17 protein-coding genes are annotated in these 16880 nt (G+C 70.8%); 8 read left to right on the forward strand and 9 right to left on the reverse strand.

From position 1 onward, the window contains the following. Positions 1–126 precede the first annotated feature (126 nt). The 3 genes from ACSP50_RS14700 to ACSP50_RS14710 all read left to right on the forward strand — a co-directional run bounded on the left by ACSP50_RS14700 (position 127) and on the right by ACSP50_RS14710 (position 1995). Positions 127–552 (forward strand): phosphoglycerate mutase family protein, encoded by a 426-nt coding sequence (locus ACSP50_RS14700; protein WP_014689608.1) that lies wholly within the window; start codon positions 127–129, stop codon positions 550–552. Between the two features lie 69 nt (positions 553–621). Then, positions 622–1695, forward strand: coding sequence for a M4 family metallopeptidase (locus ACSP50_RS14705; RefSeq protein ID WP_014689607.1), 1074 nt, complete (start codon positions 622–624; stop codon positions 1693–1695). Then, positions 1696–1995 (forward strand): protealysin inhibitor emfourin, encoded by a 300-nt coding sequence (locus ACSP50_RS14710; protein ID WP_014689606.1) that lies wholly within the window; start codon positions 1696–1698, stop codon positions 1993–1995. On the opposite strand, the gene ACSP50_RS14715 is transcribed toward ACSP50_RS14710, so the two are convergent. Both ACSP50_RS14715 and ACSP50_RS14720 read right to left on the reverse strand, forming a co-directional pair. Then, on the reverse strand, positions 1945–3168 hold the full coding sequence (locus ACSP50_RS14715) for an AI-2E family transporter (protein ID WP_014689605.1): 1224 nt from the start codon (positions 3166–3168) through the stop codon (positions 1945–1947). The two genes, ACSP50_RS14710 and ACSP50_RS14715, sit on opposite strands and share 51 nt — an antisense overlap. A 46-nt stretch (positions 3169–3214) precedes the next feature. Continuing rightward, positions 3215–3868 carry a TetR/AcrR family transcriptional regulator C-terminal domain-containing protein gene (locus ACSP50_RS14720; protein ID WP_014689604.1) on the reverse strand — a complete coding sequence of 218 codons (654 nt, stop codon included), beginning with the start codon at positions 3866–3868 and terminating at the stop codon, positions 3215–3217. Between the two features lie 81 nt (positions 3869–3949). On the opposite strand from ACSP50_RS14720, the gene ACSP50_RS14725 reads away from it, so the two are divergent. Beyond that, positions 3950–4432 carry a hypothetical protein gene (locus ACSP50_RS14725; protein WP_080127824.1) on the forward strand — a complete coding sequence of 161 codons (483 nt, stop codon included), beginning with the start codon at positions 3950–3952 and terminating at the stop codon, positions 4430–4432. Between the two features lie 27 nt (positions 4433–4459). Here the strand turns inward: ACSP50_RS14725 and ACSP50_RS14730 are convergent, their stop codons facing one another. The 4 genes from ACSP50_RS14730 to ACSP50_RS14745 all read right to left on the reverse strand — a co-directional run bounded on the left by ACSP50_RS14730 (position 4460) and on the right by ACSP50_RS14745 (position 8033). Further along, on the reverse strand, positions 4460–5716 hold the full coding sequence (locus tag ACSP50_RS14730) for an MFS transporter (RefSeq protein ID WP_014689602.1): 1257 nt from the start codon (positions 5714–5716) through the stop codon (positions 4460–4462). Between the two features lie 365 nt (positions 5717–6081). Continuing rightward, positions 6082–6279 carry a hypothetical protein gene (locus tag ACSP50_RS14735; RefSeq protein ID WP_014689601.1) on the reverse strand — a complete coding sequence of 66 codons (198 nt, stop codon included), beginning with the start codon at positions 6277–6279 and terminating at the stop codon, positions 6082–6084. A 57-nt stretch (positions 6280–6336) separates the two neighbouring features. Continuing rightward, the gene (locus tag ACSP50_RS14740; RefSeq protein WP_043511335.1) at positions 6337–7005 is read right to left on the reverse strand and encodes an NAD(P)H-binding protein; all 669 of its coding nucleotides are present in this window, start codon (positions 7003–7005) and stop codon (positions 6337–6339) included. An 89-nt stretch (positions 7006–7094) separates the two neighbouring features. Beyond that, the gene (locus ACSP50_RS14745) at positions 7095–8033 is read right to left on the reverse strand and encodes an LLM class F420-dependent oxidoreductase (protein WP_014689599.1); all 939 of its coding nucleotides are present in this window, start codon (positions 8031–8033) and stop codon (positions 7095–7097) included. A 236-nt stretch (positions 8034–8269) separates the two neighbouring features. Here ACSP50_RS14745 and ACSP50_RS14750 point away from each other — a divergent pair, with 236 nt between their 5' ends. Beyond that, positions 8270–8860, forward strand: coding sequence for a TetR/AcrR family transcriptional regulator (locus ACSP50_RS14750; protein WP_014689598.1), 591 nt, complete (start codon positions 8270–8272; stop codon positions 8858–8860). A gap of 28 nt (positions 8861–8888) precedes the next feature. On the opposite strand, the gene ACSP50_RS14755 is transcribed toward ACSP50_RS14750, so the two are convergent. Beyond that, positions 8889–9149 carry a hypothetical protein gene (locus ACSP50_RS14755; RefSeq protein ID WP_014689597.1) on the reverse strand — a complete coding sequence of 87 codons (261 nt, stop codon included), beginning with the start codon at positions 9147–9149 and terminating at the stop codon, positions 8889–8891. A gap of 12 nt (positions 9150–9161) precedes the next feature. Continuing rightward, positions 9162–9803 (reverse strand): hypothetical protein, encoded by a 642-nt coding sequence (locus ACSP50_RS14760; RefSeq protein ID WP_014689596.1) that lies wholly within the window; start codon positions 9801–9803, stop codon positions 9162–9164. 167 nt (positions 9804–9970) lie between these two features. Here ACSP50_RS14760 and ACSP50_RS14765 point away from each other — a divergent pair, with 167 nt between their 5' ends. Continuing rightward, positions 9971–11392: a Dyp-type peroxidase gene (locus tag ACSP50_RS14765; RefSeq protein ID WP_014689595.1), complete on the forward strand. Its 1422-nt coding sequence runs from the start codon at positions 9971–9973 to the stop codon at positions 11390–11392. 208 nt (positions 11393–11600) lie between these two features. On the opposite strand, the gene ACSP50_RS14770 is transcribed toward ACSP50_RS14765, so the two are convergent. Continuing rightward, on the reverse strand, positions 11601–15605 hold the full coding sequence (locus ACSP50_RS14770) for a tetratricopeptide repeat protein (protein WP_043511332.1): 4005 nt from the start codon (positions 15603–15605) through the stop codon (positions 11601–11603). A gap of 86 nt (positions 15606–15691) precedes the next feature. Here ACSP50_RS14770 and ACSP50_RS14775 point away from each other — a divergent pair, with 86 nt between their 5' ends. Then, positions 15692–16291 carry a hypothetical protein gene (locus ACSP50_RS14775; RefSeq protein WP_014689593.1) on the forward strand — a complete coding sequence of 200 codons (600 nt, stop codon included), beginning with the start codon at positions 15692–15694 and terminating at the stop codon, positions 16289–16291. Between the two features lie 299 nt (positions 16292–16590). Further along, positions 16591–16839, forward strand: coding sequence for a hypothetical protein (locus tag ACSP50_RS14780; protein ID WP_014689591.1), 249 nt, complete (start codon positions 16591–16593; stop codon positions 16837–16839). The last annotated feature ends 41 nt before the right edge of the window (positions 16840–16880 follow it).

A 16880-nucleotide genomic window follows, 5' to 3' on the forward strand; every position in this document is an offset into this window, starting at 1 on the left:
CCGGATCAGTGCCGGAAAGCTACCAACCCCCGCCGACACTGTCTGATCAGGGACTCGTCCCTCGACCAGCGAGTTGATCACTGTCAGTATGTGCGAGCCGACTTCCCGTGATGACGAGGAGGGCTCGTGATCACCATCCTGCTGGTGCGGCACGCGGACATCGACCTGCCGCCGGTCTCGGCCGATCCACCGTTGAACGAGGCGGGCCGCCGCCGCGCCGAGGCCCTGGCGCACCTGCTCGGCGCGGCCGGCGTCAGCACGGTGTTCACGTCGGCGTTCCGGCGTACGCGGGAGACCGTCGAACCGCTCAAAATGGCGTCGCGGGAGATGCCGAGCGCGGCTACCGTGGCTCATGAGGCGCGCGCCGGCAGATACGGCGCCGTCGTGTTGATCGCCGGCCACAGCAACACGGTGCCCGAGGTGATTGCCGCCCTCGGCGCCCCGCCCCCGGCCATCGGCGAGACCGATTTCGACAACCTCTTCGTGGTGACGACCGCGGACGATGCCGAGCCCGGCCTGCTGAGGCTGAAATACGGGATTTCCCTCTCCTGAGTTGTATCTGGCGCCGCCCGGCTCGCATCTGTTCCACCAGAAGCGCCACGATCGGATTCGAGGTTGACCATGACGTACGCCCACCGGATCAGCTGCATCACCCCACCCTTCATTCTGACCAGGCTCCTGGACAGCGACAACGTCGACATCCGCCAGGCGGCCCTGTCCACTCTGGTGTCGACCGCGCACCTGCGCGGCGAGCGCAGCGTCCGCGGCCTGATCGCCGGCGCGCTGGCCTCGCCGTCGGACGGCCGGCGCAGTGTCTACGACTGCCGGCACAGCACGTTCCTGCCGTTCGCCACGCTGGTCCGCTCGGAGGACGACGCCGCCGTCTCGGACGCCTCGGCGAACCGGGCCTTCGACGGTTTCGGCGCGACCCGCTCGTTCTACGCCGAGGTGTTCCAGCGCAACTCTATCGACGACCGCGGCATGCGGCTCGAGGGATACGTGCACCGGGGTCGCCGGTACAACAACGCGTTCTGGGACGGCCAGGAGATGGTCTTCGGCGACGGGGACGGCCAGGTCTTCACCGACTTCACCGGGTCGCTGGACGTGATCGCCCACGAGCTCACGCACGGGGTCACCGAGCACACCGCGGGCCTGGAGTACCACGGCCAGTCCGGCGCGCTGAACGAGTCGATCTCCGATGCGTTCGGTTCGATGGTCAAGCAGTGGTCGCTGGGCCAGACCGCGGACCAGGCGGACTGGCTGATCGGCCCGGAGGTGTTCACCCCGCACATCGACGCCGACGCGCTGCGCTCGATGAAGGCGCCCGGCACCGCGTTCGACAACAAGCTGTTCGGCAAGGACCCGCAGCCCGACCACATGTCGCGCTACGTCGACGCGCCGGACACCGACGAGGGTGACTGGGGTGGTGTGCACACCAACTCGGGCATCCCGAACAAGGCGTTCTACCTGGTCGCCATCGGGATCGGGGGGAAGAGCTGGGAGGCCCCGGGGCACATCTGGTACGAGTCGCTCAAGGCGTCGACGTCCAAGGCCCAGTTCCAGGACTTCGCCGACACCACGTATCGCAAGGCGGAGCAGCTCTACGGAACGGACAGCAGGGAGCAGCAGGCCGTCAAGGCGGCCTGGGACGGGGTGGGTATCCAGGTGACCACGACACCGACGCTCGCGCGCTAGATGCGGGTGTCCCTGGCGTCGCACGGCGGGATGGCGGCCGCGATCACCTCGCGGCTGCCACCCCGGGTGCTGGACGCCGATCGCCTGCCGCGGGACGCGGCCCAGGAGCTGCGCCGCCTGGTCGCGGCCGCCACCGCGGATCCGGGTGGCGCAGCTCCGTCCCCGCGCGCCCGCGACGCCATGACGTACACGGTCACGATCGACGACGGCCCGCGTTCGACCACGCTGACCGCCTCCGACACGACGATGTCAGCGGCCTTCGGCGAGCTGGTCGCGTGGCTCGACCAGCGGATCGGTTGACGCGGCCCGGTCGGTGAGCTGTCCGGCGTACGCGCCGTGCACGTCAGCGGTCCCGGCGTCGCGGCCCCGTGCCTCGTCGTGCACGGCCGAGACCGGGACGCGATTCTCGCCGACGGTCGGCTCGGCTTTGGGGCGACCGTGCCGGCTGTCCCACACGTCGCGCAGGATGATCTGCACGATGCCGGCGACCGGGATGGCCAGCAGTGCGCCGAGGATGCCGGCCAGCTCGACCGCGATCAGGATCGCGACGAGCACGGTGAGCGGGTTGAGCTGCACCGTCCGGGCGAAGATCAGCGGTTGCAGCAGGTGGTTCTCCAACTGCTGGTAGAGGACGAAGAAGACGATCACCACGATTCCGGCGGTGGTCGACTGGACGAATGCCGCGATGGTGGCGGCCACGGCGCCGAGCGTGGCGCCGACCAGCGGCACGAGGTCGGCGATACCGACGAACAGAGCGATCAATCCGGCGTACGGGACGTGCAGGACCGTGAGGACGGCGAAGGTCAGCGCGCCGCAGATCGCGCTGATCAGCAGGTTGCCGGTGATGTACCCGGTGATCGTCTTGGCGCAGTCGTGGCCGACCCGGCGGATCCGTTCGGCCCGGCGCGGCGCGAACAGGGCCAGGAACCCGTCCACGATCTTCGGGGCCTCCAGCACCATCAGGTAGGACAGCACGAAGATGGTCACGGTGCCGGCGATGCCGGTGGCGACCGAGCGCAGGAACGCCAGGGTCGGGGCGCCCAGCCCGCTGGCGTACTCGCGGAACCGCCCGGCGTTGGCCCGGGCGTACTCGACCACGTGGAAGCGTTCGAGCAGCGGTCCGGCCGGGCCCCGGCCGTGCCGGGCGTCGTCGAGCAGGCCGGGCAGGTTCGCCATGACCTGGCTGCCCTCCCGGGCCAGCGGCGCCACGAACACCGTGACCAGACCGGCCAGCAGCGCCAGCGCCGCGACGAAGACCAGCAGGGTCGCGAGCCAACGCCTGCAGAATGTCACCCGGCGGGTCATCCAGTTCACCGCCGGATGCAGTGCCACCGCGAAGAAGGCCGCGATCAGGATCCAGGTCAGGACCCGGCGCACCTCATGGGCCAGATACAGCACCGCCAGCGTGGACAGCGTCACGCCCAGCACGACCAGCGTGCGGCGTGCCAGCACGCCATAGCCCGTTTCTTCCATGACGGACAGCTACCCGCCGTTGACCACTGCAAACAAGTAGCGGTGGTCATTGCGCGGCGGCGTACCCGGCGATCAGGATGTCGACCGCCTCGGTGAAGCGGGAGTCGAAGTCCAGCCCGGCCCGGGTCCGGATCACCTCCACCAGGTTCGGGAACTCGGCCGGGTCCAGTTCGTCCGAGCGCTGGTCCAGGTCGGGTCCGGCGCCCTCGTGCCCCGGCGTCTGCCCGACCTCGGCCAGGGTGTGCCCGATGGTGAACGTGGCCAGCACGTTCACCATGTCCATCGCCCGGCCCAGCGGCACCCCGGCCGCCCGCATCGCCGCCAGCCACGACTCCGACCAGCGCAGCGCGTCGGGCGAGTTGACCGGGCGGGTGGCGGCCAGCGGCAGCACGCCGGGGTGGGCGATCAGGGTCTTCCGCAGGGCGTGCGCGAACTCCCGCAGCCAGTCCGGCCAGTCGCCGGAGGTGGGTTCGCCGAGGCTGCCGAACGCGGTCTCCAGCACCCGGTCGACCAGGCCGTCGAGCAGGGCGTCCTTGTTCGGCACGTGCCGGTACAGCGACATCGCCTCGACCCCGAGCCGGGCGCCGAGTTTGCGCATGGACAGCGCCGGCAGCCCGTGCGCGTCGATGTAGTCGAGCGCGGCGTCCAGCACCTTGGCCCTGCTCAGGCCGGCTTTCTCGCCCGATCGGCGGTCTGGCATCGAAACTCCTCTTGACGACGCTTACGGCGTAAGCCATGCTACCGGAGACGGCGATGCTTACGCCGTAAACATCTTTGGGAGGTGGCGATGACCGCCCTGGCGTTGACCCTGATCCTGCTCGCCGTCGGCTATCACGCGGTGATGACGCTGGTCGATCTGTTCCCGTTCAACAACGTCCGCGACGCGAAACGCGCCGAGCGGGTCCGGGAGGTCGCGACGAACGCACCGGTGATGGCGCTGCCCGCGGTGCTGCTCGCCCTCGGCTCGGCATCCGGCCTGCCGATCCTCGGCTGTCTCGGCGGCGTCGTCGAGCTGCTCGCGGTGCTCGGCGGGCTGCTGCTGTGGTGGTCGCCCTACCTGGCCGGGGTGACCATGCCGTGGGCCACCGCCGGCACCGGCGTCAGCTGGGCCGACCTGCACGCCCGCACCTACGCCCGCACCATCATGGTGCTGCCCCGGATCGGTGGGCGGCCCCGCCCCAATCTGGAGCACATCCTGCTGCACTCGCTGATGTTGAGCGCCGCGATCACCACCCTGGCGGCGGCTTCGGGCCGGCACGGGTGAGCTGACGGCGTACGCCGCAATCGTCGGTCATGAATGTTCGCGGACCGGGACCGGTGCCGCGACCCGGCGCCGCGGCACCGGAATGCGCACGGTGAGCGGATTCCGGTGCCGCTCCGACGTGCTGACCGTAAGCGACCAGTCGACCCGCCAGACCGGCCAGAGCACCGCCGCGAGATAGCCGGTGCCGCAGATCCACAGCGCGGTGCGCAGGCCGCCGGTGCTCAGCAGCACCGCGCCGAACAGGCCGCCGACCGGGATGCCGGCCCACGCCCACGCGTTGATCAGCGTCTGCACCCGCCCGCGCAGCGCCGCCGGGATCAGCTCCACCTGCAGCGTCTCCAGCAGCGGATTGAACAGGCCCGAGCCGATCCCGGCCAGTGCATAGACGGCGATGACCGCCTCCGGCGGCAGGCCCAGCGCGAGGACGACGATGCGGGTCGGCCCGCTGGTCAACACCCCGATCAGGTACGTCGCCCGCCGCGGCAGCCGCGCGCCGAAACCGGCCGACGCGAGCGCCGAGGCGATCGACGCGAGCCCCACCGTGCTCAGCGCCAGCCCGACCACCGTCGCGTCGTGCCCGCCGGCCCGCGCCCACACCGGCAGCAGCACCGCCATCAGCGCCTGATCCAGCAGATTGGTCACCACGAACATCGCGGTCACCGCGCGCAGCGGCGCACTCCCGCGCAGGAACGCGGTGCCGGTGCGCAGCCGATCCAGATAGGTCTCGTCGTCCCGGCCGCGGTCACGCACCGGATCGGTCACCGTCAGCGTCACGATGAGCGTGGCCACGCCCAGCATCGCGGCCGCCGCGAACAGCGCCCGGTCCCCGCCGATCGTGGCGACCAGCCAACCGGCCAGCGCGGTCCCGACCGCGGTGGCGGTGCGCTCGACCGCGGTGGCCAGACCCACGCCGCGCACCGTCGACTGGCCGGCATCCGCCGCGGCGAACGGCACCAGCAGCCGCTTCGCGGCGCTCGCCGGCCCGTCCGCGCACCCCACCAGCAGCAGCATCACGGTGAGCAGCCAGATCGGCGGAGCGCCGGACAGGGCCGGGACGATCAGCACGCCGGCCGAGACGACGTCCCCGGCCGCGCTGATCCGCCGCGGGTCGATCCGGTCCAGCAGCGGCCCGGCCAGCCACTGGGTGAACGCGTACGGCAACACCTGACAGGCCACCACCAGGCCGGTCTGCGCGGCGCTGCCGGTGCGCTCCAGCACCAGCCACGGCACCGCGACGGTGAGCAGCCGGTTCGCCGACAGCGTGCAGGCCTGCGAACTCAGCACACCGGTCAATCCACGCCATCTCACCCGGGCATCACCGGGCCGGCCACACGGTTGAACAAGGGCGCCATCGACATCCTTCGGCAAAAGGCGGGGGCGGTATTCCTCGCACCGTAGATGCCGACGGCCACGGCAGGTAGTCGCGCGTCGATGACACGATAGCCGGTATCAGCGGTCCGGGTGCGGTCGCCGGTGCCGGCCGGCGACCGCTTACCGCAGGTCAGGACCGGAAAGGTCAACTACTCAGGGTCGCGCTTTCCGGATACTGCCCGGTCCGAAATGATGTTCCCGAAGTCGCACAGTGAGTCCGTCGTACGATTTCTGCTTGCCCTTCGCGGCCCGGTCGAACCGGCTCCGGCCGCCTTTTCTCAGGCGGGCTCGGGTTCCGGCTGGGTGGCCGGCTCGGGCCGGGCCGGGACCGGCGAGATCGGCGGCATCGGTTCCGCGGGCGCCGGCGGCAGGTCCGGATTGGTCGGATCCAGTTCGCCCGGATCGTCGGGAATCGGTGCGCCCGGGTCCAGCGGCGGGTAGCGGTCCGGATCGGACTGCTGATGGTGGATCGGCATCGGGTCCCTCCCTCGCTCGGGGCCTGTCAAGATCCGCTTACCCGACGCGTGACGAGGTCAAACGAGGTCGTCCTCGCTCAGGGCGTCGGCGATCGGGGTGGCGCCGGCGTTGAACCGGACGATCCGGTGGATGGTCGCCGGCTCACCCAGGGCGTGCGCGACGACCGCGGCCACATCGGCGCGGCTGACCGACCCGGCCGTCGCACCCTGGCTGGCCGTCTCGATCCGGCCGGTCGCCGCGTCGTCGGTCAGCCGGCTCGGGGCCAGGATCGTCCAGTCCAGATCACTCGACGCGAGGTGCGCGTCCGCCGCCGCCTTCGCCTCCGCATACGGGAAGAAACCGCTGTCGGAGGGCACGCCGTGGTCGATCCGCGCACCGAAGTACGACACCATCAGATAGCGGCGTACGCCGATGTGCAGCGCCGCGTCCATCGACCGGATCGCCGCGTCCCGGTCGACCGCGTACGTGCGCCCCGGATCGCCGCCGCCGGCACCGGCCGACCAGACCACCGCGTCGTGCCCGGCGATCAGCTCGGCGAACCCGTCGGCGTCCAGCGTCTCCACGTCGGCGACCACCGGCCGGGCACCGGTCGCGGCCACGTCGCCCTCGTGCCCGGGATCCCGGAACGCCGCGGTCACCTCGTGCCCGGCCCCGACCAGCAGCGGCAGCAGCAGCCGCGCCACCTTCCCGTGCCCACCGACGACAAGAACGCGTGCATTGTCCATTCCGGTCACGCTACCCGGATTGTGCGCGGGTGGCGGCGGCGTACCCGAACGGTACGCCCGGGCCGCTCCGGGCCCGGGCGCACCACCCGTCACTTGACCAGCGGCTTCAAGGCCTCACCGACGGCGGTCACGACACCGGGTCGGTGGCCGTTCTTGATGAGGTTGATGGTGATCCCGCCGATCCCCGCGCCGAGCACCTTCTCGTGCAGCTGCTCGGCGACCTGCTCGGCGGTGCCCAGGAACGCCCGGTTCCGGCGGTCCTCCGGGACCAGCGCGCTGAACTCCTTGACCTCCTGCTCGTTCTCCCCGACCAGGCCCATGGCCAGGTAGCTGGTGGCCAGCGTGGCCGGGTCCCGCCCGATCTCCTCGCACCGCTCCCGCAGCACGGACACCTTGCGGCCCACGTCGTCGACATCGCAGATGATGTTCATGTGGTCGGCGAACCGGGCCGCCAGCCGGAACGTCTTCTGCTCACCGGAGCCGCCCAGCATGATCGGGATGTGCGGCCGGACCCGCGGGTTGTTCATCGCCCCGCGCGCCACATACCATTTGCCCTCAAAAGTCGCCGGCTCACCCTTGAGCATCGGGGCGATGATGGTCAGCGCCTCCTCCAGCCGCTCGAAACGCTGGGTGAAGGTGCCGAACTCGAAGCCCAGATCGTGATGCTCCCGCTCGAACCAGCCGGCGCCGATCCCGAGGATGGCCCGCCCCTTCGACACCACGTCCAGGGTGGTGACCGTTTTCGCCAGCAGGGTGGGATTACGGTACGTGTTCCCGGTGACCAGCGTGGACAGCTGCACCGTCGACGTCGCCGTGGCGAGCGCGCCCAGCGTCGTGTAGGCCTCGAGCATGTTCGCCTCGGGCGCGCCGATACCCGGCAGCTGGTAGAAGTGGTCCATCACCAGAACGGTGTCGAACCCGACCGCCTCAGCCTCCCTGGCCTGCGCCACGACCGTGTCGAACAGGTTCTCGTCGGGGACTCCGGGGTAGGTGAAATTCGGAATCTGATAACCGAGCCGGATGCTCACGATGCCTCCACGACTTGATAATGTAAGAGCTAACTTACACCCGCCCCGGCGCCATCTCCGCCCGGTTCGGCGTACTGTCCCTCTCTCCGTCGCCTCCCGTTCGCGCAGCCGCCTCCCGGCCGGTGGTGGTCCGGTCCGCCGTTCGCGGGTGTCGTAGGGGAGGGTGGTTCGGCGGGGCGGGTCCGACCGGCTGGCCGGTTCGGTCGACCGGGATTTCCAGGAGAGGCGGTGTCGCGGTGTCACGGGAGCGGGCCTACCACCACGGTGACCTGCGGGCTGCCCTGATCACCGCCAGCTTCGAACAGCTCGCCGAGGCCGGTCTGCGCCGGTTCTCGGTCGCCGCGGTCGCCCGGCGGCTCGGCGTCAGCTCCGCCGCGCCGTACCGTCATTTCCCCGACCGTGACCACCTGCTCTCCGCGGTCTCCGCGGCCGCCGCCCACGACCTGCGGTCCGCGATCCTCACGGCCGCCGACGAAGCCGGCGCCGACCCGTCCGCCCGGTTGGCCGCGGTCGCGGGGGCCTATTTCCGGTACGTGGTCCGCACCGGCGCCGGTTTCCACGTCATCTACGCCCCCGAGCTGTACGCGATCCCGGACACCCCCCGCCGCGACCACACCCGCGCCCTGATGGACACGCTGATCGACCTGGCCGCCGCCACCGACGTCCCCACCTACCAGCAGGCGGTGAGCCTGGTGGAAGCGGTCATCGCGGTCGCCCACGGCTACACGTCGCTGTACGCCGACGGATTCTTCACCCGAGGCGCCCGCTCCGTCGACACCACCGCCACCCGGGCCACCGACGCCGCCCGCGCCCTGATCCACGCCTGATCGCCACCGCCGCTCCGGGCGCCCCGGGTCAGGCGGATGGGGCGCGCGGGTTCGGAGAGTCGGTAGCCCGACGGTCGGCCCATCGCCGGTCATGATCGTTCGCGATCTCCGCCTCGGGGTTCAGGCGTCCCTCGGCCAGCAGGGCGGTCAACAGTTCGAGGTCCTTCTGCCTCTCGCCGGTCCTGCCGAGCGCCACATCGCGGGCAGCGAACACGTCGATCGCCCGCCGGGCGAACGACGCGACGTCGACCGGCGGCCGGTAGGCCGCAGCCCACAGTTCCCTGTCCACCGTGACCGCTGCCTACTCCCAGGACGCCATCGGCTCGGCCTCGCCGGCCCTCGCCCGGCCGAGAGCCGACATCCGTGCCAGGTACGCCAACGTGGAGAGCGGCGAGAAAGGCCAGCTCTCCACCGGAAAAGCGCGCGGTAGCGTCCGGCCGATCCCGGCCACGCCGAGGGCACCCACGAGAGCGAAGACGGCATCGTCGGCCAGCTGATCCCCGGTCACCACCGTGCGCACCGCCGCCGGGTCGGCGGGCAGGCCGGCCGCCGCGCTCCAGGCCAGCAGCCCGCTCACCACGTCCCCCACCGGGCGACCGGTCGCACCGGGCGGCGTCCGGGCCCCGTCCTCGTCACCGCATGCCGCCAGGACGTCGTACCGACACGTCACCAGCCCGGTGGTGTGCCCGACAGCGGTACACAGCAGCGCCCGATCACTGTCGAACACCTGGGCGGCCAGCACCGGCCGCCCCGTCGACATCGCCAGTCGACGGCACGGTTCCCGAAGCTCCAGCGTCTCGAGGTGGCCGCCGGTCTCCACCAACTGCCACCCATCGCCGAGCGGCCGTACATAACGATGCTGGTACCCGAAGTCGTCCATGCCCTCCTCGTGAACCAACAGCCGCGCCGAACGACCCACCACGATGACGCCCGTGTATCCCACGCGCACAGCCTAGGCAGTCCCCTGCTCGGGTCGTGTCGGCGCCCGGGTCGTGTCCCGACCCGGTGACTGTCTTGATCGGATTCCTGACAGGAGGGGTGCCGGATCGTCCCGCGTTCGGAATCGTCCAATGCCTATCCCACCGAACCGAAGCAGGAGACGTTCCGACGATGGCTTCCCCGCTGTCCGACTCATCGCAGATCCAGGGCAACATCCTGCGGCCGTTCCGCGGCGACCACCAGGCCTTTGTCTTCCTGTCCTTCCGCAGCGACCGGCCCGGCGCGCGGGCCTGGCTGACCGGTGCGGCCGGCCGCACCACCGGCAACGACGAAGTTCCGCAGAGCCGACCCGCGCCGGACGGCACCCCGGCGCGGGCCCTGCTGAACGTGGGCCTCACCGGCACCGGGCTCACCCTGCTGCACCCGGAGACCGCCGGCGACCTGGCCGGTCACACCGCCTTCTGGCAGGGGCCGCTCGGCACCCGCCTCGACGACGCCGGTCTGCTCACCACCGCGCCGGCCCTGCTCGGCGACCTCGGCCCCGGCGACCCCTCGCAGTGGGTGGTCGGCGGACCGGGCCGGCCGGTCGACGCACTGCTGACCGTCGCCGCCGACGAGTACGACGACCTCGCCGTCGCCGTCGAGCGGGAACTCCTCGAGGCGGAACGGCACGCGCTGGCCATCCTGTCCGTGCAGTGGGGCGGTGTGCTCCGCAACGAGCACGGCAAGCGCATCGAGCACTTCGGTTTCGCCGACGGCATCTCCCAGCCCGGCGTCCGCGGCTTCGCCGACACCCAGAAGTCCGGCGCGCCGGTCATCGCCGCCGGCGAGTTCCTCCTCGGCCACCCCGGCGAACGTCGCCCGCCGTCCTGGACGCCGCGGCCGACCCCGGCAGCGTGGATGCGGAACGGGTCCTTCCAGGTGTTCCGCCGCCTGCGGCAGGACGTGGCCGGCTGGTGGGAGCACATGAACGCGCTCAGCGCCGCCGACGGCGGATCCCCGGAGGACGCCGCCGCACGGGCGCTCGGCCGGCACCTCGACGGCCGGCCGCTCGCCGCGCCCGACCGGGTCAACGACTTCACCTACCACGGTGACGACGACGGCGCCCGGACACCGCGCTACGCGCACATCCGCAAGGTCAACCCGCGCGAGGACGCCGTCTTCCGCGACCGTGGCCACAAGATGCTGCGCCGCGGCATCCCGTTCGGCCCGCGGCTGCACCGCCACCAGCCGGACAACGGTGAGGAGCGCGGCATGCTCTTCAACGCGTACATGGCCAGCATCGACGACCAGTTCGAGTACGTGCAGCGCCGGTGGGCCACCGACCCCGGCTTCCCGTCCTCGACCCTGGCCCGCTACGGCCGCGCGGGCGCCACCGACGGCCCGGCCGTCGACGGTCTCGACCCGGTCCTCGGCGGCAACGCCCGGCAGGCCGGCGAGACCCTCGCCCCGGAGGTGGTCCGCGGCATCCCGGCCGCCGCCTTCGGCGGCTTCGTCACCACCAGCGGCGCGGTGTACGCCTTCACCCCGTCCCTGCGCGCCCTGCGCCAGCTGGCCGGCGACGCCCCACTGGACGCCCTGGCCACCGCCTGACCACCGGCGTCCGCGCCCGGTCGCCGAGCGCTGTTGCTCGGCGACCGCAGCCGGCCCGAGCCGACAGCGGCCGCCGCACCGACCGACAGCGGCCGCCGCACCGACCGACAGCGGCCGCCGCACCGACCGGCGGCGGTGCCGGGCGGGCGGTCGCCTCCGGTGGCGGCGCGCGGGTTCGGGCGGGGATCGGCGGCCGGCCGATGGTGGGTCAGGCGGGCCGGGGCTCGCGGGCTGAGCGGTCGATGCGTTGCAGCAGCTCATCCAGGTCGGCGCCGTCCTCGGCGGCGATCCAGCCCGGCAGTTCCGGCAGCGGCGGGCCGGGCGGCAGCAGCACGCCGGTGAGCCGGCGGTAGGCGCGCCGGTATTCGACGCTCGGCGCCCGCTCGTACAAGGTGCGGTAGATGTCGGCGGCCGTCGTCCGGGCCTGTTCGTCATGCGGATCGAGCTGACGCACCGCGTCGAGCAGCGCGGCCACCTCGTGCGGCTCGTTCCACTCGTCGGTCGCCTTCCGCAGCATGTCGGTGGCATCCCCGGACTCCAGGCGGCCGGCCCGCACCCGCAGCCGGATCGACAGGATGTAGGCACTCACCCGGGCGTCCCGCTCGTCGTGCTCCTCGGCGATCCGCAGCGCCTCGGCATTGAGCTGCTCCGCTTCCGCCAGCCGTTCCGCCGCGAGATGCAGCCGGGCCAGCCGGTGCAGCCAGTCGCAGAGATAGAACGGCGCACTGTGCGGCCGGATCAGCTCGATGGCCCGCTCCAGCAGGTCCTGTGCCACGTCGGTGTCGCCTTCGGCGGCGGCGACGGCGCCCAGGTTGGCCACCTGCACGGCCACCGCCAACGAATCGCCGAGTTCGAGTGCGACGCGCAGCGAGCGCATGGCGCAGATCCGGGCATGCCGGTACTCGCCTTCGTCCCGGTAGATCTCGCCGATGTTCCCGACCACTATGTTGGCGGTCTGGCCTGCTCCGATGTCCTGTGCCACCTGAAGCGCGTTCATGAAGGAGGCGATGGCCTGGACGTGGTTGGATCCCAGGACCGACGCGAAGCCGAGGTTGCAGGCGGCGTTGAGCATGCGCTGCCGGTCGCCGGACTGCTCGGCGGTGGTGAGGGACCGCTGCAGATGATCGAAGGCGGCCTCCGGTCGCCCGGTGTGCAGGTAGACCAATCCGGTGTGCTCGAGCGCGGCGCTCACCGCGGCCAGGTCGCCGATCTCGGTGGCCAGTTCCAGGTGTCGTTGGGCCATGCTGAGGGCCTCGTTGTAGGCGCCTACGCGGTAGAGGGCGAAGGTGATCCTGTCCAACGTCCGGCACTGCCCGGTGGCATCGCCCAGGTGCTCGAACTCCGCGAGAGCGCGTGACAGCCAGGTGACCGGCTCGTCGTCGGTTCGGGTGTAGGTCAGCAGATCGCCGAGCTGGCGCTGGGCGGCGGCGAGGACGTCACGTCGTCCGGTCACCCGGGCCAGCCGCATCGCCTGCAGATAATGGTCCTCGGCCTCCGCCCACTGGCCGGTGTGCTGATGGACGCTGCCGATCTCGACGTGCAGTTGGGCGCGGTCCGGATCGGCGAGCAGGGGCAGCAGGAGGCCGTAGTAGTAGGTCGCGGTCTCGTTCGCGAAGATCTCCCTGGCCCGATCCCCGGCCTTGCGGAACCATGCGCGTTGCTTGTCGACCCGTTCGGTGCGGGCGTAGTGATGAGCCAGCACATCCACGTACTGGGAGAGCCGATCGGCGTACTCCTCCTCGATGAACCGGCCGATCCGTTCGTGCAGCGCCGCTCGGGTGTCGTAGGTGATGCTCTGGTAGGCCGCCTCCTGCGTGACCGGATGCTTGAATTCGTATTCCGGTTCGGGTCCCGGCGCGATGCGCGGCGTGAGGTCCAGGGCGTGCAGGCGATTCAAGTGATCCGCCACCTCGGGTGCGCTGCCGGCGGCCGGGTAGATCGACGCTATCCAGGGCGGCTGGAAGCGTCGGCCGATCACGCTGGCCACCTTGATGGTCGCCTTCTCGTCGTCACTGAGTTGATCGATGCGGGCCATCACGAGGCGCTGCAGATTCTCCGGTACGGGCACGCCGGCGAGAGCGCGGGGATTCCCCGTGTCGACACCGCGGCCGTGCAGGTAGCTGACCATCTCCTCGATGTAGAAGGCGTTGCCGCCCGCCTGCTCGGAGATCTGCCGGAGTACCTCAGGGGCGATGTCGGCCACCACTCCGTGGCGTTCACGAAGTCGAAGGGTGGCCAGTTGTTCGGCGTCACCCCTGGTCATCTGTCCCAGGTGCAGGTCAGCGACGTGGGCCGGACCGATCAGCCGTTCCGGTATCGCCTCGCGCGAGGTCGCGATCATGAGGACCGGCAGGTCGGCGATGTGCGGGACCAGATATTCGAGAAGGGCCAGGGACGCCGGATCGATCCAGTGACAGTCCTCCAGCAGCAGAACGATCGGGCCCTCCTCGGCCCGGTCCCGGATGCAGGCCAGCAGGGTCGCCCGCAGCAACTCGTCGCGTCCGGCCGGTTCCAGCTGCGTGGTGAGGTCGGTGTCCTCCATCGGCAGGTTGATCACCGTGGCCAGCAGCGGTGCGCGCAGACCGGACGTGTCGTAGCGGGAGACCCGTTCGGTCAGCACCGTCTGCTGCATCGAGATGGACAGTGCGGGATCTATGTCGAGGAGCTTGCGGAAAATGGAGCGCCAGACCAGGTAGCTGGTCCGCTTTCCGTGCGATCGGCTTCCCCCCGCGTATTCGGCGAAGCCGAGCGCTCGGGCCGCCCGGAGGGCTTCATCAGCGACCCGGGTCTTGCCGATGCCGGCTTCGCCGTGCAGCCAGACCAGGTGCCCGTGGCCCTTCTCCACCTGCTTGGCGAAGGCGTCCAGAAGGCCCAGTTCCGAGGCTCGGCCCACCAGTGAGCCGGGCGCCGCCTTCGATCTGGCGGCCGGCGGCCCCGCTTCCTGTGCTTCGCGGACGATCCAGACCGGAACAGGCTCGGCTTTGCCCTTCGCGGACACCGCGGCCTGCCGCGCATTGAGCGCGATGTCGCCGACGCGGTCGTGCGTGACCTGATCGATGAGCAGGTGGCCGGCGGGTGCCGCCTGCATCAGCCGGGCGGCCAGGTTGACGGCGTCGCCCACCACGGCGTACTCCCGGCGGATGTCTGAGCCGACCTCACCGCAGTAGACCCGCCCGGTGGTGACGCCTCCGCGGTAGGGACCGCCCGGGAGTGCCAGCAATTCGAGACAACAGCGCAGGGCGCGCTCCTCGTCGTCCTCGTAGCTGACCGGGGTGCCGAACACCGCGACCAGCACGGTGCCCTTGTCATCCGCCATCAGATGGCGCAGATGGCCACCGTACTGATCGATGATGGCGACGCCGGCTCGCAGGAATCGCTGCAACGTCCGGACGGTCTGCGGATCGTCCACCGACAGGTCCGGCAACCGGACGAACGCGGTGGTCACCTTCCGGTGCTCGTTCACGAGTTCGTGTCGGCCCGACCGGAGCCGGTCGCGGATGGCGGGGTGCAGAAAGGGGGTCAGAAGACCTTCGAGATCGGCGATCGGCGAGACGGCGGTTGCCGGCGGGACGGGTACGTCCAGTTCGGGTCCGGCCGTGTCCAGCAGACCGGGGTCCACGACGATCTCCCCCCGCTCCGCACGGTGCAGCGCGCTGACCGCCTGATCCAGCGCCGGGCCGGCGACCAGGTGTTGCAGGCGGATGCCGGGGTCGCCGAGGACCATGACCAGTACCGGGCCCGAAGCCATCCCGACCCGGATCGCCAGGGAGCGTTGACCTTCGGGGGTCGGCACCGGGTCGACGGACGCGGTGGCCATGCGGATGATCTCGGCACATCGCACCGCTCGACGCGCCACCGTCAACGCGGTGTCCGGGGTGTAGCGGAACAACCCGATCAGCGCGTCCCCGGCGAAGTCGACCACGCTGCCGCCCGCGGTGACGATGGCCTCCGCGGTCACCGCGAACCAGCGATTGATCACGGAGGTGAGGCGCTCGGTGCCATAGCTGCCCGAGCCGGCCAGGCTTTCGGCCATGGCGGTGAAGCCGGCCACGTCGGCGAAGAGGATGACCGCGTCGGTCCGCTCGGAAAGGGGCAGATTGCCGACACTTTCGCCGGTCCTGAGTAGACCGATGGCATGATCAGGCAGGTAGGAGCGCCAGGTAGCGGCGAGTTCAGCCGCGATCTGTGACGTGGGACTGGAGTCGTCAGTCACTCCTGGTGTATCCGCCTTCCGGATCTTATCGGTACGTTGCATAGTCATCGCTCAGTGCGTTGTGTTGGCCAGGGGGTAACCGGGACATGCCTATTGCAGTAAGCGACGCTGCCTTCGAACTGGTCGGCGCGTGCGCTCATGCGCTTCGGTTTGCCCTCGCCGCTCCTCTCGACTATCCGTATGCCGCGGCCGGCATCTCGACGACCACTCCGCCGCCGGCGTTGTTCCGGCGGGTGCAGGTGGCGTCGCCGCCGCCGGACCGTGGTGCCGAGCCGTGGCACACCGGCCTCACTCTGGACGACAAGCCGTTCCAGGCTGACCTGCCCACCGACCGGCTGGGTGAGGTGCGACTTGAGGATGGCATTCCTTCGCTCGATCTGCCGGATCCGTCCAGCATCGTACTGGATCGATGGTTCAGCGTTCCGCGTCGCAGCAGCACGATTGCTTTCCCGGGCCGAGATTTCGGGCAGTATCTCCTGTCCGTTCAGTACTGGAACCCTGTCCCGCCGGGGGAGCCGGCGGTGACCAGGGACGTCGCCTACCACGGGACGTACCGGTTCGAGTTCGAGCGGCCGCCGGCCGGGGACTGGATCGCGGTGAGCTTCGAGGGCTTCTGGCCGCCCGAGCGGGACAGCGCCGACCTGCTGATTCCGCTGGGCGAGTGTGACGACAACTGCCCGACCTGACAAGACAGAACGGGGGAGCGGCCGCTCGGCACCAGCCGGGCGGCCGCTCTGTCTCTGCGGTCGGCGTCGGCCCCGGCGTCGCCCCGCGCCGACGGTGATCGCACCCCATCACTGTCCCGGCACCGGACCGACAGGCCCCTCCGGGTGCCGATCATTGCGGCGTACGCGGTGATCACCCCGTACGCCGCCATCGGACCGTGCGGAAAAAGCGGCCTGGACGTGCGCAGGACGCCGCGCGCAGATATGTACAGGGGTGGGGTTGTGGGTTCAGGATGACATTGAGGCCCGAGGAGGTGGCGATGATCATCGTGGTGATGTTGTGGCTGGCCGCGCTCGCCACCGGGGTCTGGGCGGTGTGGCCGGCCAAGGAGAAGAAGGTTGCGGCCGTCGCGCCGCCCCGGCCCGAGCCCGGCAGTCTCGAAGGGGTACTGGTGGCGCAGCTCGTGCGGGCGGAGATCAGCGCGGCGCAGTATCGGCGGGCCGTCGAGGGGATCGCGGCGCGCGACGAGCAGCGGCATCCGATGTCCGTGCCGGGGGAGGAAGCCTGAACGGGGTCGGGGGCCCGCCGCGCCCCGAGCAGGATCCCTGC

Source organism: Actinoplanes sp. SE50/110, from assembly GCF_900119315.1.
In the GTDB taxonomy this organism is placed as follows: Bacteria; Actinomycetota; Actinomycetes; order Mycobacteriales; family Micromonosporaceae; genus Actinoplanes.